This is a genomic window from Paenibacillus nitricinens, from assembly GCF_052056485.1.
Lineage (GTDB): Bacteria > Bacillota > Bacilli > Paenibacillales > Paenibacillaceae > Paenibacillus_AQ > Paenibacillus_AQ nitricinens.
The window spans coordinates 1,319,078-1,337,285 of sequence record NZ_CP183948.1; the positions used below are offsets into that span (position 1 = coordinate 1,319,078).

At 42.3% G+C, this 18,208-nt stretch carries 22 protein-coding genes, 5 tRNA genes and 1 pseudogene; 25 read left to right on the plus strand and 3 right to left on the minus strand.

Annotation, left to right across the window (positions count from 1 at the left end; genetic code table 11):
• Window positions 1-82 precede the first annotated feature (82 nt).
• On the minus strand, window positions 83-514 hold the full coding sequence (locus tag ACN6KS_RS05835; RefSeq protein ID WP_440961561.1) for an Lrp/AsnC family transcriptional regulator: 432 nt from the start codon (window positions 512-514) through the stop codon (window positions 83-85).
• A gap of 126 nt (window positions 515-640) precedes the next feature.
• Between ACN6KS_RS05835 and ACN6KS_RS05840 the strand changes: the two genes are divergently transcribed.
• The 22 genes and pseudogenes from ACN6KS_RS05840 to ACN6KS_RS05945 all read left to right on the plus strand — a co-directional run bounded on the left by ACN6KS_RS05840 (window position 641) and on the right by ACN6KS_RS05945 (window position 15,459).
• On the plus strand, window positions 641-1,393 hold the full coding sequence (locus ACN6KS_RS05840) for an MBL fold metallo-hydrolase (RefSeq protein ID WP_440962370.1): 753 nt from the start codon (window positions 641-643) through the stop codon (window positions 1,391-1,393).
• A 151-nt stretch (window positions 1,394-1,544) separates the two neighbouring features.
• Window positions 1,545-1,620: transfer RNA gene (locus tag ACN6KS_RS05845), tRNA-Asn, on the plus strand.
• A 7-nt stretch (window positions 1,621-1,627) separates the two neighbouring features.
• Window positions 1,628-1,716: transfer RNA gene (locus ACN6KS_RS05850), tRNA-Ser, on the plus strand.
• A 242-nt stretch (window positions 1,717-1,958) separates the two neighbouring features.
• A complete protein-coding gene (locus ACN6KS_RS05855) occupies window positions 1,959-2,360 on the plus strand; it encodes a CDI toxin immunity protein (protein WP_440961562.1) in 402 nt (133 codons plus the stop codon).
• A 185-nt stretch (window positions 2,361-2,545) separates the two neighbouring features.
• Complete coding sequence (locus tag ACN6KS_RS05860) at window positions 2,546-2,737, plus strand: hypothetical protein (protein WP_440961563.1); 192 nt, start codon at window positions 2,546-2,548, stop codon at window positions 2,735-2,737.
• A gap of 39 nt (window positions 2,738-2,776) precedes the next feature.
• Window positions 2,777-2,890: pseudogene (locus tag ACN6KS_RS05865) on the plus strand (GNAT family N-acetyltransferase); the annotation flags it as partial.
• A 76-nt stretch (window positions 2,891-2,966) separates the two neighbouring features.
• Complete coding sequence (locus ACN6KS_RS05870; RefSeq protein ID WP_094874589.1) at window positions 2,967-3,572, plus strand: class I SAM-dependent methyltransferase; 606 nt, start codon at window positions 2,967-2,969, stop codon at window positions 3,570-3,572.
• Window positions 3,573-3,741: 169 nt separating this feature from the next.
• A complete protein-coding gene (locus ACN6KS_RS05875) occupies window positions 3,742-4,602 on the plus strand; it encodes a PHP domain-containing protein (protein WP_440961564.1) in 861 nt (286 codons plus the stop codon).
• Between the two features lie 5 nt (window positions 4,603-4,607).
• Window positions 4,608-5,309, plus strand: coding sequence for a GntR family transcriptional regulator (locus ACN6KS_RS05880; RefSeq protein WP_094874587.1), 702 nt, complete (start codon window positions 4,608-4,610; stop codon window positions 5,307-5,309).
• 19 nt (window positions 5,310-5,328) lie between these two features.
• Entirely contained in the window at window positions 5,329-5,760 is a 432-nt protein-coding gene (gene phnG / locus ACN6KS_RS05885) for a phosphonate C-P lyase system protein PhnG (RefSeq protein WP_440961565.1), read from the plus strand.
• A gap of 20 nt (window positions 5,761-5,780) precedes the next feature.
• Window positions 5,781-6,371, plus strand: coding sequence for a phosphonate C-P lyase system protein PhnH (phnH, locus tag ACN6KS_RS05890; RefSeq protein WP_440961566.1), 591 nt, complete (start codon window positions 5,781-5,783; stop codon window positions 6,369-6,371).
• Between the two features lie 4 nt (window positions 6,372-6,375).
• Entirely contained in the window at window positions 6,376-7,485 is a 1,110-nt protein-coding gene (locus ACN6KS_RS05895) for a carbon-phosphorus lyase complex subunit PhnI (RefSeq protein WP_440961567.1), read from the plus strand.
• A gap of 3 nt (window positions 7,486-7,488) precedes the next feature.
• The gene (locus tag ACN6KS_RS05900) at window positions 7,489-8,358 is read left to right on the plus strand and encodes an alpha-D-ribose 1-methylphosphonate 5-phosphate C-P-lyase PhnJ (protein WP_440961568.1); all 870 of its coding nucleotides are present in this window, start codon (window positions 7,489-7,491) and stop codon (window positions 8,356-8,358) included.
• Window positions 8,355-9,209 (plus strand): ATP-binding cassette domain-containing protein, encoded by an 855-nt coding sequence (locus ACN6KS_RS05905; protein WP_440961569.1) that lies wholly within the window; start codon window positions 8,355-8,357, stop codon window positions 9,207-9,209. Before ACN6KS_RS05900 ends, ACN6KS_RS05905 begins: the two co-directional genes overlap by 4 nt.
• Window positions 9,210-9,234: 25 nt before the next feature.
• Window positions 9,235-10,416: a phosphonate metabolism protein PhnM gene (gene phnM, locus ACN6KS_RS05910; RefSeq protein ID WP_341133920.1), complete on the plus strand. Its 1,182-nt coding sequence runs from the start codon at window positions 9,235-9,237 to the stop codon at window positions 10,414-10,416.
• 17 nt (window positions 10,417-10,433) lie between these two features.
• A complete protein-coding gene (locus ACN6KS_RS05915) occupies window positions 10,434-11,159 on the plus strand; it encodes a phosphonate C-P lyase system protein PhnL (protein WP_094874580.1) in 726 nt (241 codons plus the stop codon).
• A 97-nt stretch (window positions 11,160-11,256) separates the two neighbouring features.
• Entirely contained in the window at window positions 11,257-12,318 is a 1,062-nt protein-coding gene (locus ACN6KS_RS05920; protein ID WP_440961570.1) for a PhnD/SsuA/transferrin family substrate-binding protein, read from the plus strand.
• A 41-nt stretch (window positions 12,319-12,359) separates the two neighbouring features.
• Window positions 12,360-13,148, plus strand: a complete 789-nt coding sequence (phnC, locus tag ACN6KS_RS05925) for a phosphonate ABC transporter ATP-binding protein (RefSeq protein ID WP_094874579.1) — start codon at window positions 12,360-12,362, stop codon at window positions 13,146-13,148.
• Window positions 13,138-13,923 carry an ABC transporter permease subunit gene (locus ACN6KS_RS05930; protein ID WP_094874578.1) on the plus strand — a complete coding sequence of 262 codons (786 nt, stop codon included), beginning with the start codon at window positions 13,138-13,140 and terminating at the stop codon, window positions 13,921-13,923. Before phnC ends, ACN6KS_RS05930 begins: the two co-directional genes overlap by 11 nt.
• Window position 13,924: 1 nt before the next feature.
• Window positions 13,925-14,794 (plus strand): PhnE/PtxC family ABC transporter permease, encoded by an 870-nt coding sequence (locus ACN6KS_RS05935; protein ID WP_094874577.1) that lies wholly within the window; start codon window positions 13,925-13,927, stop codon window positions 14,792-14,794.
• Window positions 14,795-15,298: 504 nt separating this feature from the next.
• Window positions 15,299-15,370 (plus strand) — tRNA-Glu (locus ACN6KS_RS05940).
• A gap of 6 nt (window positions 15,371-15,376) precedes the next feature.
• Window positions 15,377-15,459 (plus strand) — tRNA-Leu (locus ACN6KS_RS05945).
• An 81-nt stretch (window positions 15,460-15,540) separates the two neighbouring features.
• Here ACN6KS_RS05945 and ACN6KS_RS05950 read toward each other — a convergent pair.
• Window positions 15,541-16,164, minus strand: a complete 624-nt coding sequence (locus ACN6KS_RS05950; protein WP_440961571.1) for a hypothetical protein — start codon at window positions 16,162-16,164, stop codon at window positions 15,541-15,543.
• A gap of 231 nt (window positions 16,165-16,395) precedes the next feature.
• Between ACN6KS_RS05950 and ACN6KS_RS05955 the strand changes: the two genes are divergently transcribed.
• Both ACN6KS_RS05955 and ACN6KS_RS05960 read left to right on the plus strand, forming a co-directional pair.
• Window positions 16,396-16,761, plus strand: coding sequence for a helix-turn-helix domain-containing protein (locus ACN6KS_RS05955; protein WP_094874825.1), 366 nt, complete (start codon window positions 16,396-16,398; stop codon window positions 16,759-16,761).
• 83 nt (window positions 16,762-16,844) lie between these two features.
• A tRNA-Leu gene (locus tag ACN6KS_RS05960) sits at window positions 16,845-16,927 on the plus strand.
• Window positions 16,928-17,103: 176 nt separating this feature from the next.
• Here the strand turns inward: ACN6KS_RS05960 and ACN6KS_RS05965 are convergent.
• A complete protein-coding gene (locus ACN6KS_RS05965; protein ID WP_094870679.1) occupies window positions 17,104-17,583 on the minus strand; it encodes a glutathione peroxidase in 480 nt (159 codons plus the stop codon).
• Between the two features lie 339 nt (window positions 17,584-17,922).
• Between ACN6KS_RS05965 and ACN6KS_RS05970 the strand changes: the two genes are divergently transcribed.
• Window positions 17,923-18,201 carry a hypothetical protein gene (locus ACN6KS_RS05970; protein WP_042124803.1) on the plus strand — a complete coding sequence of 93 codons (279 nt, stop codon included), beginning with the start codon at window positions 17,923-17,925 and terminating at the stop codon, window positions 18,199-18,201.
• Window positions 18,202-18,208: the final 7 nt, after the last annotated feature.

The following is an 18,208-nucleotide window of genomic DNA, read 5'->3' on the forward strand; positions in this document are numbered from 1 at the left end:
GGTCCGTTAGTATACCAAATATTCGATTATGTTGCTTATAAGGTTAACTGGGTCCGAAAGCGACCTCATATACGATGTAGTTTTACTTCAGCTTTCCCATCGATAGATTAACTCTGTAATTTCCGAACTTCAGCAACTCGTCGAGAAAGAGATTCAAATCCTCTTGGCTTCCAGTACGGACACGTAACCAATAGCAGCCTTCTCCACTGACCCGATGCATTTCTTTTACACTGGCATGTTGTTGTGCGAATGTCTGAAAGGCTGGATGGACCATATTTGAACTCAAAAAAACAGTAATAAAGGCATGGATCGCTTCCCCAACCTTATCTGGATTCCAGCGGACGGTGTAGCCTTCAATCACTCCAGTATCCTGCATTTTGCGAATACGCGCGCCCACGGCTTGGCCAGTCATATGTACTTGCTGCCCAATGTCTCTGTGACTGATCGTGGAATCTTCAATTAGAAGCTGCAGGATGCGAAAATCCACATCATCTATAGAATAAGAACTCATCATTATCAAAAATCCTTTCTGCGTGAAAGTAGAACAGGCCAATCTCTTTCCAATCTCAATGTATTCTAATTTAAGGTCCAACTATAATTAATTGTAGCAGAAGAGATCTGAAAGAAAGAAGGGCTTATGATGAAAATACAGCATATTCGCAACGCAACTTTATGGCTGGAGTATGGGGGAAGTACATTTTTGATTGATCCTATGCTGAGTGAGGAGGGTGTTAATCCTCCCATTTTTAATACGGAAAATGATCGTCGCAATCCACTCGTTCCTTTGCCGGGAGCAGTAGAACAATGGTTGAGTCCTAATGCAATTCTTGTCACGCATCTTCATCCAGATCATTGGGATGCCGCTGCCATTTCTTTGTTGTCGCATGATCTGCCACTATTATGTCAGGAAGGAGATGGGGATAAATTATCGAAGCAGGGGTTTGAGCATACCACGGAAATTAGCGATTCTCTGACATTCAATGGAATAACTATAACACGTACTGATGGACGGCATGGCACTGGAGTGACTGGTAAACTTATGGGTAAGGTATCCGGGTTTGTGTTTCAGGCCGAAGGCGAACCTGTTCTATATGTGGCAGGTGATACGATTTGGTGTGATAAGGTAAAGATGGCATTGGATGCTTTTAATCCTGAGGTGATAATTGTTAATGCTGGTGGCGCGCAGTTTTTAAGCGGATGCCATATTACAATGAATGAGCAGGATGTCGTAGACTTATGTGAATATGCTCCTTCTACTAAAGTGTTTGCAATACACATGAACGCCATCAATCATTGCCTTGTTACCCGGGATAAGCTAAAAGCTCACTTGGAGAAGGAGGAACTACAGGATCGAGTACAGCTTCCGGAAGATGGAGAATGGTGTTACGTATAAACAAAGGGGGAGTAATCCCCTCTTAAATCTACCTACAGGCAGAAATAATGTATGAATTTGAAAACGATCACAAAAATTATTTTACTTGCTTGACTAGACCTTGAAATCATGATAAATTAATTCATGTTCACTTCTAATTTACTTCTAATGTTCCCTGATAGCTCAGTTGGTAGAGCACTCGACTGTTAATCGAGTTGTCACAGGTTCGAGTCCTGTTCGGGGAGCCATTTTTATGGAGAGATACCCAAGTGGCTATAAGGGGACCCTCTGCTAAGGGGTTAGACTGCGTAAGCGGTGCGTGGGTTCGAATCCCACTCTCTCCGTTCTGAATTACATAAGAAGAGCTTCCATTTTGGGGGCTCTTTTTTGTTGTGTGAAATTATTTTGCAATGGCTAAATACGAATTATCTGGAATGGAGGAAGTACCTGGGGCAGATCACTTTAAGTAGTGATTTGTCTTTTTTAATCTGAATTATCAATGATCATATTCTATATTTTGGAAGGTGAATAGAGTGAGAAAGGCGAATGTTTACTGAAGTACACGCAAATAGAAGACATTCGAGAAATGGCATTTGAGTATCAAATGCATCATTGGCATCCAGAGACTATTATATTTAGTTCAGAGAAATCCAAGGAAATATATAAAGGCTTTAATACAGAGTATAAAATCACATTTTATGGTCGAATTGAATGGTCAAATTATGATTTTATAGAACTAACGGCAGAAATAATAGAAAACATCAAAACATATATTGATTGCTCAAACGAAATGTATGTATTGTGGAGTCATAGCGAAGATCCAGTCATACAAAACACATTAGAATCAGCATTAAAGAATTTAAATGATGTAACTGCTGTCTCACCAGATGTATGGCTTTATCGACCCAATGAATTTGTAATTGAGATCTTTCATGATGGAGTTATAAGAGGACATAAAAAATATTCGCCTCAACCTCCCAGAGCATAACATTCACGCTTCGGGCTATTCAGTTCTAGGTCGGTCAGAAGGAAAGTCGAAGAAGGTACGACAGGCAGACAGCCTTTCGAGTTTGGGTATACGGACCCTCGTTGGGTGCCTTCAGCTTCTTAAATTCATACCTGCGGAAACCACCTGTTGTAGTAAGGGGAAAAACATTTGAAGGAGGGTAATTAATGGAAAATATATTATTGATAATATTTGGAATTATTTTGTTAGTATTTATTTTTTCTGTTTTTATATTAATAATTCGAAGTGCAATGGATGGATCAAATACGGCAAAGAAGATGGATGTTTTAATTGATGAAATTAGAATGCTTAGAATAGAAATTAAGAGCAACAAACATATAATTGATAAGAAGGTTTAAGGTGTTTCATTGAAGCGAAAATGTTCCGATAAGATTGCTTTTATCAAATTAGATACATTCAGTTTTCAAGCGCCCGAATTATACAAGAAATATGGATATAAAGTAATTGCAACGATCGAAGATGCTCCACTTGGGAGTAAGCACTTTTACTAAAAGAAGGATCTTAACCCTGAATAAGATCAGTTAATGAAAGTATTATCAGCATCAATAATCAAAGGAGCAGAAAGACATGGAGCTTTTTAAGCAAATACCCTTGTACAGATTTTTGGCATTATGTAATGAAAGTGGCATGAAAAAGACTATATTAGATTGTGGGGCAGGAGGGGATACTCCTCCACTAAGTTTGTTTGCAAATTATGGATACGCTACTTATGGAATAGAGATGAATGTCGGACAACTCAAAAGAGCGAATCAGTTCGCAGCAGAAAGAGGCCAGACTTTAAACATACAACAAGGCAACATGAGAGAGTTGGCAATAAGCGATGAGTCTATAAGTTTTGTGTATTCTTATAACTCTATTTTTCATATGAGAAAAACAGATGTAAAAGAAGCGATAAATGAAATGAAACGGGTGCTAAAATCAGGGGGATTATTATTTGTTAATTTTCTTACCCTTAAAGATTTTCGAGTGGGTGATGGCGTTGATTTAGGAGAACATCAGTATGAACAAATGGAAGATGATGAATTAGTAATACACTCTTATTATGATTATCATGAGGCAGATTCTATGTTTGATGATATGCAATTAATATATAAGGAAGATCGAGTGCTGGAAAGAAAGTTCGAAGGTGAATGGATACGCCAAGGATTTATTGATTACATATATAAAAAATAGCTGGTTGGTAATAAATGAAGAGTAGAGCAAGTCCAGAGTATCATCCTGGGCTTGCTCTTTTTTATGTCTAAATGATTACAATTCTTAACGTCCCGCTTACACTGCCATGACCCTTGCTACTTGGCATCAAGTTAGAATGGGCTCAAGAAGTAAATTGAAGGAGGAAGCTATGAAAGTTGAGCTGCACTGTCACACGAGAATGTCGGATGGTTCACTTCATTTTGCAGAGCTGCTGGAGCTTGCTGTTCAAGAGGGAATTGGACATCTGGCTGTTACCAACCATGATACAACACAGGGACTAGCTGAGATGGACGAGATGTGCAGAGCACATGGCATCGAATTTATCCCAGGTATTGAAATATCAGGCTATGATGCTGAACGTCAACGTCGAGTTCATATTCTTGGCTATTTTATTGAACAGGATCACGAAGCTATTGATGTTCTATGTAGACCTTTACTTTTACGGCGTCATGAAGGCTGTCGTTTGGCAACTGAACGGTTAATCGAAGCAGGATATAACATCTGCTGGGAGGATGTGCTGAACTATGCCGCGGGTGGAACGGGAGTGTATAAGCAGCATATTATGCATGCGCTGATTGATCAAGGATATACGGATCGAATTTATGGCGACTTATATAAAAAGCTTTTCTCACGAGGGCAGCGAGGGGAGCAGCCTGGCATTGCCTATATTCCAACAGAATATGTCGATGCGAGAGATGCAGTTCGAACCATTATTCAGGCAGGTGGTGTTCCTGTACTAGCGCATCCGGGTCAATACCAGAGCTTTGAAGCTGTAGATGAGCTTGTGCAGGCTGGTTTACAAGGGATTGAGGTATGGCATCCACTGCATGGAGAGGAAGATGAGCTTCAGGCACAGGCACTGGCATTGAAATATAACCTGATCATGACCGGAGGGACAGATTTTCATGGCTTCTATGGTGAAAATCCTATCACACTTGGCAGTAAAAGTCCTGACGCTGCAGTTGTGATTGCACTGAAGGAACGCAAGTCATTACTGCTGTGGGGGTGATCAGAATGTCTGAAGAAATGGATATTGTTGATTATTTGGTAGCTTCTATTCAATCAGGCGAGTATGTGTCTGGCGATAAATTGCCATCTGAGCATGAACTTGCAGAACAGTTCAAGGTTCCACGTATGACTGCTCGGAAAGCGTACGAACGATTGCAGGAGCTGGGGCTTATTTATTCCATGCAGGGGAAGGGAAGTTTTGTTCGGGATAGAAAACTGCGCATTCCCCTCGCTCTCTCAGGTGGCAAAAGCTTCAGTAAGAAGATGATCGAGCTCGGATTCAATTATGAATCCATGAACATATTCTGTGAACCTGTGGAGTCGAATCATAAGATCGAAGCAACACTTGGCATTGGTGATGGAGATCGTGTATTCAAAATAGGGCGATTGCGCAAGATCGATGGTTGCCCCGTCGCGCTTCATATCTCTTATGTGGCGGAATCGCTATTTCCGAACATTGAACATGTAGGTCGGGAGATATCTTCCATGTTCGAATTTTATGAACGACATGGATATACAGATTTCCAATTATCAGAATCCATATTAAGTATCACATATCCGATCAAGTATGAACGTGAGCTTCTAGCCTGCTCTAGCTTGATTCCCTTGCTAGTCCTGAATTCAGAGTGCAGGGATAAGGAAACGGGCCGGATGATTGAATGCAGCAGAATTATGTATCGCGGAGATATGTTCACGTATGAGCTGTAGCAAAGAAGGAGGTACGTAAATGAACCGTAGACAACGAACTGAAACATTAATTAATAGCTCATCTAATCTAGCAGCTGTTCTGGCTGATGAGATCAAAGGCCGTTACGAAATTGACCTAATTGAGGAACCTAATCATGGTCTAGTAATGGTAAAGGTCAGAGAAACAGCTAAGAAAAGCCTGTTTTATTTGGGTGAGGTGCTAGTTACGGAGTGTAAGGTCCAGATTGCCGGGAAAATGGGTGTAGGACTTATTAAGGGTGACGAGCCTGAAAAATCGTATGACCTTGCTGTAATTGAAGCGGCTTATGCGGCTGAATTAGTGGAGACAGCGGCATGGTCTGCCAAGCTATATATGGAACATGCCCTTCTTGAACAAGCCTATCTAGCAGAACACGCTAAAGTAATGCGAACGAAAGTAGATTTTGAGACGATGGACACCGACTCAGAATGAGATCCGAAGGGAGAACATATATGATGCTCGATATGGTTCATGATATTCAATCAGTATACCGCAAATTAGTTCACAGCATGTCAAGACCAGGTACGATCACAGATCTCTCGCAAGAGGCTGAGAAGCTGGATAATCAAGGCGTGTTTCCCAGTACTCAATTGATCGCTCGCACCCTGCTAGATACAGAAGTTACCTTCAGCATTGTTTCTTCGCGAGCAGCAGAGATAACTAGCTTATTTAGCCAAATGACCTATGCAAAGGAAGCGGCCATTGAAGCGGCAGATTATATTTTTGTGCTGGAGGATGCTGTTTCTGGTGCCTGGCTTGAAACGATACAAGCGGCGAAAGTCGGTGAGTTGATTGATCCTCATGCGGCAGCCACGATCATTTTTGAAGTAGAGGATTTATTCGGTGGTACAACATTGCGTCTATCAGGTCCTGGAATCCTGACTACAGCTTCCATAGCTATGAATATGAGAGAAGATTGGGTTGAACTTCGTGCTGATCGTAACAGTGAGTTTCCGTTAGGTGTAGATCTTCTGTTTACAGATGTAGACCATAGAGTTCTTGCCTTACCAAGAACGACACAGGTCGTGAAAGAGGAGGTATAGCCATATGGGTTACGTAGCAGTGAAAGGTGGTACGGAGGCCATTGAACAATCGTTACTACGACTGCAGTATGAGCGATTACGTAGTGGCAAGGTACTAAAGGTTGAAGCCATAAAAGCAGGCATGCGTGGTCTTGTTGACCAAGTGATGTCGGAGAGTAGCTTATATAGCGAGGAGCTTGCAGCGCTTGCCATTAAGCAAGCGGAAGGTAGCCCGGAGGAAGCTGTTTTCCTACTGCGAGCCTATCGCTCGACCTTGCCTCGTAAGCATTATTCAAAAGACGTAAGTTCAGATGAGATGCGTGTCGAAAGACGAATTTCGGCTTCGTTTAAGGATATCCCTGGCGGGCAGATTTTAGGCGCATCTACAGATTACTCTCATCGCTTATTGGATTTTGACCTGATGGATGAGACGGAGATAACGGTTGAACATTGGCTCCAGGAATTCAACCAAGATCGGGTGATTGGCGACGAGCAGGAAATCACTTCACAAGTCGGTTCTGTCCCGAAAGTGCTGGATTACCTGCGCCAAGAAGGTCTGATTGCTGACTGTCCCACCGACTTCAGTGAACCAGACGATGTTACCCGAACGAGCTTAACATTTCCTGCAAGCCGCAGTGAGAAGCTCCAAATCTTGACCCGTGGGCAGACAGGGGCTCTTACGTCACTCGCTTATGCTGTCATTCGAGGCTATGGTATGGTGCATCCCACCGTCGGAGAGCTCCGCGTTGGGTTGCTTCCGGTATACATCGATAGCCCGCTGTATCCTTCAGATAATGAGGGTGATAGTTATTTTATCGGGGATATCAAGGTGACAGAAGTGGAGATGCTTGTTCCTGCCATGGTCGAACGGGAAAACGGGAAGAAGGAATTAAACTTAGAGTTCGGCTATGGATTGTGTTATGGACAGAATGAAACGAAAGCGATCGCGATGAGCATCTTGGACAAAAGTCTTGAGCAAGGTGATAAAACCATACCAACGCAGAACGAGGAATTCGTTCTATTTCATATCGATTCTGTAGAATCAACCGGCTTTATCTCGCATTTGAAAATGCCGCACTATGTTACATTCCAGGCAAAGCTGAACGATGTGCGCAAGACGCGTAGGGAGGGATAGGCCATGCGAATCCAATATAACTTTGCATTTCTTGATGAAGGGTCAAAGCGCGAAATTCGAAGAGCGACATTAAAAGCCATAGCGATTCCTGGATACCAGGTGCCGTTTGCTTCGCGGGAGCTGCCTGTCGGTCGGGGTTGGGGAACGGGAGGATTGCAGCTCACACTGTCGTTAATTGGAAAAAACGATGTTCTGAAGGTTATTGACCAAGGCTCGGATGAATCTGTGAATGCCGTTAGTATCAAGAAGCTGATCGACCGAACGACAGGAGTTCCATCCGTAGAGGATACAGAAGCAGCTACACTCATTCAATCTCGCCATCGTATTCCAGAGATTCCCCTCAAATCAAATCAAATTCTGGTGCTTCAGGTTCCGATGCCGGAGCCGCTGCGGATGTATGAATCCAGTGAGCTAAAGACGAAGCGTCTGCATGGGGAGAATGACTATAGCGGTGCTTGGTTAATGTTGTTCGAGCAAATTATGAAGTACCGGTCCGTTTCTACAGGTGCAGATCATCCCGTTAGCGTGCAAGATCGTTATGTCATGGCACCAAGTCCCATTCCTAAATTCGATAATCCGAAGCTGCATCATTCGGATGCACTGATCCTGCTTGGAGCAGGTCGAGAGAAGAAGATTTATGCAGTCCCACCCTATACAAAAGTGGTTTCAATGGCTTTTGACGATGTCCCGTTTGAGCCTGAGACGTTCAATGGGCATAGCTGCAAAATATGCGGAGCCGAGGATACATTTATGGATGAGCTGTATGACCAGGAAGCGGACGAAACCTACTATCAATGTAATGATACGAGCTACTGCCTAGATCGCTTGAATCAGCAGGCTGAGAACAAAGTGTTAAAAGAGGTGATCTCATGATTGCTCAGTGTCAGCAAGATAAACCTATCATGACCGTGAAGCATCTCAATAAGCAATTTGGCCCAGGCTGTAATCGGTGCAGTCAACCAGAGGATCGTCAATTAGAAAAAAACTTCTGCCGCACTTGTGGCACGGTGTATGGCTGTCAGGATATTTCCTTCGATTTATACCCTGGAGAAGTGTTAGGGATTGTAGGGGAGAGTGGAAGTGGAAAGTCGACATTGATGCGCTGTTTATACTTCGATGAAGAGGTTACATCAGGCGAAGGGCAGATTCATCAATATAAGGAGGGGCTGCGAAATATTTTCATGGAGTCCTCTCAACAGAAGAAATTTATACGTAATCATCTGATGGGAAAAGTCTATCAGAATCCGGTACTAGGACTTCGGATGAAGTTCTCGTCCATCGGCAATATTGCCGAGAAGATGATTGCAGCGGGCAACCGCAACGTTGCGATGATGGAGAATCGTGGTGGCGAGCTGCTGGAACGTGTTCATATTCCCCTTGCAAGGATGAAGGAAGCACCCAAGAATTTCTCCGGAGGGATGCAGCAGCGGGTACAAATCGCCAAGGCGCTATCCAATAATCCTCCCATTCTGCTGTTAGATGAAGTAACAACGGGACTGGATTTATCTGTCCAAGCGAATGTGCTGGACTTGATAAAGCATCTGCAGCGTGAACTGAAGATCAGCATACTTCTCGTATCGCATGATCTTGGTGTTATCCGTATGCTAGCAGATCGAACGATGGTGATGTTAGATGGCAGAATCGTGGAACAAGGCTTAACGGATCAAATACTTGAAGATCCGCAGCACGCCTATACGCAACAGCTTGTCCATTCATTATTATAGAGATTTCTCAGGAGGAGGTCATCTGATGTTATTAATAACAAACGGAACAATTATTACGGATGAAGCCCTACTAGTTGATTATGATTTGCTCATCCATGAAGATCGGATTGCTCAGATTATCCCTCGCGGAGAGGTGACACCAGATGTGGATATGGAAGTTGTCGATGCAAACGGAGGTTATATAACACCTGGCATGATCGACATTCATTCCGATTATATCGAACATATGACAGCACCTAGACCTACTTCACTGATAGATTTCCAGATTGGGCTACGGGAGACAGAAAAAGAACTCATCGGCCATGGGATTACGACAATGTACCATTCCTTGTCGATATTTAAATCTGCCGATTACAAATATCGCCCAATTCGAGAGCCGGAAAATGTACGCAAGCTGATTGATTTAATTGATAGCACACATACCCGTAAGCACTTGGTTCGTCATCGGTTCCATGCTCGTTTTGAGATTGATAATATCGACCAAGTTGATAATTTGAAAAGCTACATTGAAGAAGAAAAAGTGCATCTTGTTTCCTTCATGGATCATACCCCTGGTCAAGGTCAATATCGTGATCTGGAAGTGTACAAGACAACGGTTCTTGGCTACGATACCCTATCAGATGATCGGATTGCGGTACTGATCGAGAATCATCAGACGAAGGAGAAAATGACTGTTGATGTGATTCGGGAAATTGCAGAGCTCGCAAGTGCGAGAAACATAGCAATCGCCTCGCATGATGATGATTCACTGGAAAAGTTAGATCTTGTGAAGAGCTTCGGGACGGCGATCAGTGAGTTTCCCATCACGTTGGAGATTGCTCGCAAGGCTAAAGAAATGGGGTTATTCACGGTAGCAGGTGCGCCGAACGTCATCCTTGGCGGCTCACATACCGGTAATTTATCTGCAACGGAAGCCGTGCAGGATGGTTGCATCGATATTCTATGTAGTGACTATTATCCAGCTTCTATGCTCCATGCTGTGTTCCAGCTCGCAGGCTCTTTTCCACTGGATTTAGTAGAGATGTTTAAGCTAGTAACCTTGCATCCAGCTCAAGCGGTGAATATCGCAGAGGATTACGGCTCCATAACGGTAGGCAAAAAGGCCGATTTACTGATTATCGAACGACTGGAGCCAGATCACTTCCCAGTAGTTACAGGTGTAATTGTAGATGGCAGGCTGATTCAGAAAACGAATTACAGAATTTAATCCAAGGTGGTGATGACGTGGATCATCTGTTATCGATCAAACATCTGTCCAAATCATTTACATTGCATAATCTGAATAAACATATTCCGGCTGCACAGGATGTGAACTTGCATTTACAAGCAGGAGAGTTTGTTGGGATTACTGGCAAGAGCGGAAGCGGCAAGTCGACGATTCTGAAATGTATCTACCGTACATATCTGCCTCATACGGGCAACATATGGTACCATTCGTCGAAATATGGCGTCATTGATCTGACAACGGCTTCTGAGCGAATGATCATTGAATTGCGAAAATTTGAGATAGGTTATGTCTCGCAATTTTTGAATGTGATGCCGCGGACAACAGCAAGAGAGCTTGTTCGTGAAGCGATCATGGAAATGGGACATGAGCAGGAGATCGCTGAAGCAGAAACCGTACGTATGCTGGAGCACTTTGAACTGGATCGCAGCTTATGGGACAGCTATCCAGCTACATTTTCTGGTGGTGAAAAGCTTCGTTTGAATATTGCTAGAGCGATGGTGAAGCGGCCAAGACTTCTCTTATTGGATGAGCCTACAGCAAGCCTTGATCAAGCTTCTAAACTTAAGGTGAAGATATTGATTGAACAGCTAATGAAGGAAGGTACGACCATGCTGGGGATTTTTCATGATCTTGAATTTATGCATGATCTCTGTAATCGAGAGTACCACATCGAGGGTGGGCATATGAGTCTTTCAAGTAATAACGAAAAAATTACAAATTAATTAAATAAAGTAAACATTAAGAATATATCACGAAAATATTCCAGATATACAATGGAGTTAAGAAAGATAAATTAGGATTTGAGAGGGGTAAATTCAAGTGAAAAAGATGTTACTATCAACAATTCTTACACTATCACTCATCACGGTAGCAGGTTGCAGTTCAAATGATAGTGAGGCATCAGGAGCAGCAGATTCAACAACGAAATCAAAGGATACAATCACCATGGTATGGTATCCAAATGAATCAGGGGCGGATCTGCAAGCTACTCGCGATGAATTTTCCAAACTTATTGGCGATGCTACAGGGAAAAAAGTAATTAATCAAACAACAACCGACTATATAATCGCGATCGAAGCTATCGCAAATGGCAATGCGGATATGTCATTTATGGGACCACAAGGATACGTTGAAGCACATGCCAAGAACGATAAAGTACTTCCGCTGGTGGTACCTAGCGGGGAGTCTGGGACGCTCGATGATGCTTTGTATTACAGCTGGCTAAGCGTGGAAAAAGGGGAGGAAGAAGCTTACAAGTCTGGTGACAAATTTGCTATCGATAATATTGTGGGTAAGAAATTCTCATTTGTCTCGAACTCTTCTACTTCAGGATTTAAAGTTCCAGTAGCGGGTATATTGGGTTATTTTGGTACACAGGATAAGTACAAGAGCCTTACGAGCGATGATCTTTTACAAGGCGGCAAGGATGAATTTTTTAGTGAAGTACTTTATGGGGGCTCTCACCAAGGTTCCGCGGTTAACCTGCTGACTGGTAAAGCTGACGTTGCGGCATTTTGTGATACATGTGTAGCCAACTATGTGGATCTGGAGTCCGGAACAGACAGTAAGCCAGGTGCAGTTTATAAAGTGAAGGAAGGCGCTGCAGAGCCATTCAATACCTTGATTGGTAAGGAATTCTCGTTAATTTCTACAACAGCGGTATTGAACTCACCGATTACAATTAATACGGAAACGATAAGCGCAGAAGATCAAAAGAAGCTTGAGACGTTATTTACCTCTGATGCTGTGACTAAGAATACGAAAATTTTCCTTCCAAAAGATTCAAAGGAAACAGGCATTTTCAAGCAAAAATCAGGAAATGAAAAATTCTTAACCGTCGATGATGCATGGTTCAATCCGATCAGAGAATTGACGCAATAATTGGGCAGCAAGAAGACATTGATCTAACGAGGGAGTTAACTATGACAACGTTATTGGAATTCAAGCACGTATCAAAACAATACAGCAAGGATACAAGAGCGTTATCTGATGTCAACTTCGCTGTGAAAGAAGGAGAGTTCCTGTCCATTATTGGACCTTCGGGAGCAGGTAAATCCACTCTCCTTCGTTGTATTAACCGTATGATCGATGCTAGCAGCGGAGAAATCATGTTTGAAACCGATAATATTATGAATTATAAAAAAAGTGAGTTAAAGAAGCTTCGAACTCAAATCGGAATGATCTTTCAACATTATAATCTCGTAAATCGTTTAAGTGTCATTGAGAATGTCTTGCATGGCCGACTGGGTTACAAGTCGACCATGGCAGGCATACTTGGTCTCTATTCGAAGGAAGAGAAGAAGCAGGCCTATCATATCTTGAACCTTCTTGGTCTGCAGGAGCAAGTTCATAAGCGCTGTGATCAATTGAGCGGAGGACAAAAGCAACGTGTCGGCATTGCACGGGCACTAGTGCAAAATCCTAAACTGCTTCTCTGTGATGAGCCGATCGCCTCGCTGGATCCAAATGCTTCCAAGACAATTATGGAGTATTTGCGGAGGATTTGTTCTGATATGGGGATTACTGTAATTATTAATTTGCATCAGGTGGATGTAGCTATGAAGTTTTCTGACCGCATTATTGGCGTGAACGAGGGATCGATTGTTTACGATGGCCCTCCATCTGAAATCACAAATGAACTGCTGAGAACCATTTATGGAGCAGAGCTGGATGAATATATGACGGAAGAAAGGGATACGTATGCAGGATAGGTTCTTTCTTCGTAAACGTTTAAACACGTCACTCTATTGTGCATTGCTTTTTCTTATCACGATGGCTGCAATCATCATTACACAATATGATATGGTTAAGGGCTTTACGTCTATACCAAAGGCGGCGGAGTGGGCCGTTAGCAACTTTTATCCGAATGCAAAAGCAATGACGCGGCTACCTAATATTCTGGATTCCTTAATGGAGACCTTGCTGGTGTCGATCGCTGCAACAACGGTAGCGGCTATATTCGCTTTCTTTTTTGCTATACTTGGCTCCACTACGACTGGTGTAGGCGGTGTATTTAGTTTATTGAGCCGCTGGATCGCCACCTTGTTTCGGAACATTGATGTCGCTGCATGGTCGATGATCCTACTGATTTCTTTTGGGCAGAGCGTGATGACAGGGTATTTTGCCCTTTTCTTTGGCTCCTTTGGATTTCTAACCCGTGCTTTTATGGAATCTATTGATGAGGTTAGTAATAGCTCTGTGGAAGCTTTACGAGCGACAGGTGCCAGCTATTTCTCAATTATCGTACATTCGGTGATTCCATCCAGTATTCCGCAGCTTATTAGTTGGATTCTATTTATGATAGAAACAAATATTAGACAGGCTACACTCATCGGGATATTAACAGGGACAGGTGTTGGCTTTTTATTCAGCTTATATTATAAAAGCTTGAACTACAGCTCTGCTTCTCTAGTAGTGATCGCAATTATAGCCGTAATATTTATTATTGAAGCAGTCTCCAACTATGTCAGGAGGGTGATTTTGTAGTATGGAACTTCAAGAAGCTGTTCGAGCCCCCTATGAACGAGAGCACTACAATGATCGCTCCCCAGATGAGTTGATCCCGAGAAAGCCGTTCAACAAAGGCTCGTTTGCGATTATAATGACATTGCTCGTGCTCGCTTTTCTAACCGTGTATGGATTTTTCTCCTTTGATTATAAAGATTTGGACTTCGGAGCAGCCATTGATTCGACACTTCAGACACTTCGAACCATGTTCTTTTCACCTTCTATTAATCATTTCAATTTTAGTCATGCGTTATACCAGGTGCTAATCACGTTAGGGCTTGCATTTCTAACAACATTATTTGGCGCTGTGATCGCTTTGTTTCTGGGACTATTAGCATCACGTAATTTATCCTCCCCACTGTTGTCGACCATCGTAAGAAGTGTCGTTGCTTTTATCCGCGCAGTTCCTACCGTACTATGGGTACTTATCTTCGCTGTTGCCGCTGGTCTGGGCAGTGTTGCAGCTGTCATCGGTATGACCTTTCATTCCATTAGCTATCTAGTAAAAGCGTACTCAGAATCATTTGAAGAGCTGGATAACGGAGTGATTGAGGCGTTGAAAGCAAGTGGAGCGGGCTGGTGGCAGATTGTCTTTCAAGCCGTGATTCCTTCGTCCATAACATACTTAATTTCTTGGACCTTTATGCGACTGGAGATTAACTTCGCTGTAGCAGTAGCTATGGGAGCCGCGGCAGGAGCAGGTGGTATTGGATATGATATGTTTATGGCGAGTGCATTTTACTATGATGTGAGAGAGATTGGAGCTATAACGTATTTCATTTTAGTCCTAGCCGTTCTGATGGAGCTGCTCGCAACCCGTTTAAAGAAGACATTGAAGGTTAAAGTGTAAAGCTTTCTTTTAATCTAGTTGTAAGAAAAAGCATTTGTTTTGGTTCAAAATAGTATGTTAAGTTATAAATCTGTTTAACAGAACACACAAGTTAGAGCCTATAAGGGCTCTTTTTTTGTTAGTTAGCGGGAGTGAGGAACATGGATATTAGGAAAATAGAACGTTCAATCACCTATGCAAAAGTCACATCAAGGGGATATGTCTTATTATAACGGTCTTGCGGGACTGATCTTTGGTGGGCTTGCTGCGTGAATCATACTATTGAACTTGTTCGTTACGAGGATCATGGTCCTAGAAGGAAGCTTCTTTATGTTCATGAGATACACAGCGACTCCAGGGAACATTATGAGGAGATCAAGGCAAGGATTAGACGTGATTGGGATATAGAGAGGATTGAAGCATCGAAGAATGCTACAGGCTGAAGTGGTATGAAAAAAATGCTTGCCATGTCCTTATATTTCTGGTATCATAATTTTTGTTGTCACGTTAAGACAACCTTGCTAAGGCCCGTTGGTCAAGGGGTTAAGACACCTCCCTTTCACGGAGGTAACATGGGTTCGAATCCCATACGGGTCATATTATGCGGTAGTGGTGGAATGGCAGACACGCTATCTTGAGGGGGTAGTGGGTGTATACCCGTGGAGGTTCGAGTCCTCTCTACCGCATACAAATAAAAAGTAAGAAATCCTTTGCTTCGCAGAGGTTTTCTTACTTTTTTTTATAGGGTTAGACAAGTTGATTAGTTCTTAGTTCTTAAAGGCTCTTGCATATTGGGGATAGAGCTGCCTGACACAGTCTGGGCAGATATCATGGGTGAATTGCAGAGAAAGCTGATGTTTTAAAAAATGTTCAATGTTGATCCATTCATCCTTAGAATTTCGAATGGATTTGCAGGAAGCACAGATGGGAATTAAGTCTTGTGTTGGCTTACAGGTCGAACAGATGCTTGTGATCCCTGACAACTGAGCTCCTTCTTTAAATGCGCCCAAATCATATAGAGAAATTATAAAAGCATTGTCTAAGTGATCATCTGACAGAAGAGGATAGATCTCTAAACGAAAGATACGGCTTCCTTTATTGGTGGTTTGTATGGAGAACTCAGAGGTATAAATCTGATACTCTCTGCGGAGTATAATTTTCACCGAATCATAAAGCTTGGCCCATTGATCGGAATCGAGGATCACATCCTGCATAAGCTCCGAATAATAAGCTCCAATCCATTGTTTCTGAGGGGAGAGGCCGTATTCATGATTAAATGCCTTCCACTTCCTGTTGGTGAACTGGATAACGCCTTGGCTGTTGATGACCACCGCATTGTGCGGCAGATATTCAAGTGAATGGATAATGGAAGATGATAAGCACTTTGACAAAAGTCACCGCTCCCTCCTAGAGATCCTTCAGGATGATAAGCTAATAAAGGGGGTCAGACGGCATTACATCAGACACTTGTCACCTGAGTCGCCTCTTATCGTCACTCTAACCATATGATATAATCGGATAATACATAGTAACACCAATTATATACTTTTTTACGTTATCTTGCAATAGGTAAATCACTTAAATAAGTCTTTTTTTATTTTTTTGTGAAGGGTGGATTATGGATGCAGACCATATATGAACGTATAGAGTATTTGATTAAGCAAAAAGGTCTCACTAAGAAATCATTCTGTGAGCAGTTAAATATAAGCACAGGTAATATGGGAGATTGGAAGCGGGGCAAGTCTACTCCGGGAACACACAAATTGATTGAGATCAGCGCTTTTTTTCATGTAAGTCTAGACTGGCTTATTTTAGGTAGAAATACATCTGAAATATTGAAAGAGAGCAATGAGGACTATGATTTCGGAGAAGTGAAGTTGAATGAAGATCGAACGAATGAATTGCTTCCAGAGGAAAGGAAATTCATTGAAGAATACTTAGCATTCACTGAATATCGTAAGCAGAAATGGGCCGACGAAAATTCTTGAATCAACGCCTTTACATTTTGGGGAAGTACATTTATAATAATGAATGTTGACCTCAAACAAAGTTTTAAGTTTTATCTCACCGCGCGGTAGTGGTGGAATGGCAGACACGCTATCTTGAGGGGGTAGTGGGTGTATACCCGTGGAGGTTCGAGTCCTCTCTACCGCATATAGAATGATGAAAGAATCCTTGCGATGCAAGGATTCTTTTTTTGTGCTTAACGAGCAATCGGAAAGCTGTATTTTCGTATAATGGATAATGACAAAAAGGACACTGACCGCATATCACCTGGTGGTCTGAGGGATGTGGCCAGTACCCTTTTTCAAAATTTCTTATTGAATGGATTATTTCAGAAGCTTGGAGATATAGGATTCGATCTGCTGAGGAGTAGTTTTAGGAGCAAAACGCTTAAGGACACGGCCTTCTTGATCCACCAGGAACTTGGTGAAGTTCCATTTCACGCTTTTTGAGCCTAGAACACCAGGAGCTTCCTTAGATAAGTATTTGAATAATGGATGTGCTTCGTCGCCTTTTACATCAATCTTCTCGAACATGGGGAAAGTTACCCCATAGTTAATCTCGCAGTATTCTGCAATTTCATCACTTTCGCCAGGCTCTTGGCCGGCAAACTGATTGCTTGGGAAACCAAGCACTTCGAATCCGCGATCCTTAAATTTATCATACACTTCCTGAAGCCCTTTATACTGAGGCGTAAACCCGCATTTGCTAGCTGTATTTACAACAAGGAGTACTTTACCTTTGTACTTGGACAATGATTCTTCTGCACCCCGAAGAGTGTTGACCTCAAAATCATAAATACTCATGGATGCCACCTCCTTTGGAATTCCTATTTTTAATTTATCACAATTTAATTGTACACTATTTATGATGGGGAGCCAAATAAGAAAATTCTATGAACCATTAACGCCCATTCGGTTTATCAAATCACAGCAAAATGAATGATCATAAATTAAATGTATCTGTATATATTTTATGGAAATAATGACTGAATAAAGGTGTTGATCAGAAAAGAGCAATAAATAGCTTCCGTGTTAGCCGTCTTTGGTTGACATCACCCTTAAAATTCTTTAATATGTCTAAGTATCTGAGAATATGTTGCGTGTGCAATTTACAACCAAAAATTTAAATAATGGGTGATGAAGATGTCTTACAGACCGAATATTACGAATGTGACCAAAGCCAGCAGCAACGATAAGGAAGGATTGTACGAGTTCATTATCAAGCTTGCTGATGGAACGGAGTGCCGTGCGTTTTATAATCGGTTTCCGGAATGGAAAATGACGAACATCAGCCGCCTGCTTAAAACTCCATGTCCAATTTGCCGCAAAGATTTCATCTGTAAATGCATGGAGGCATTCACTGCTGATTTCGAAGGACAAATGATCGGTGATCAATGGATTGAAAAGGCAATTGCTGAATAATTAAAGA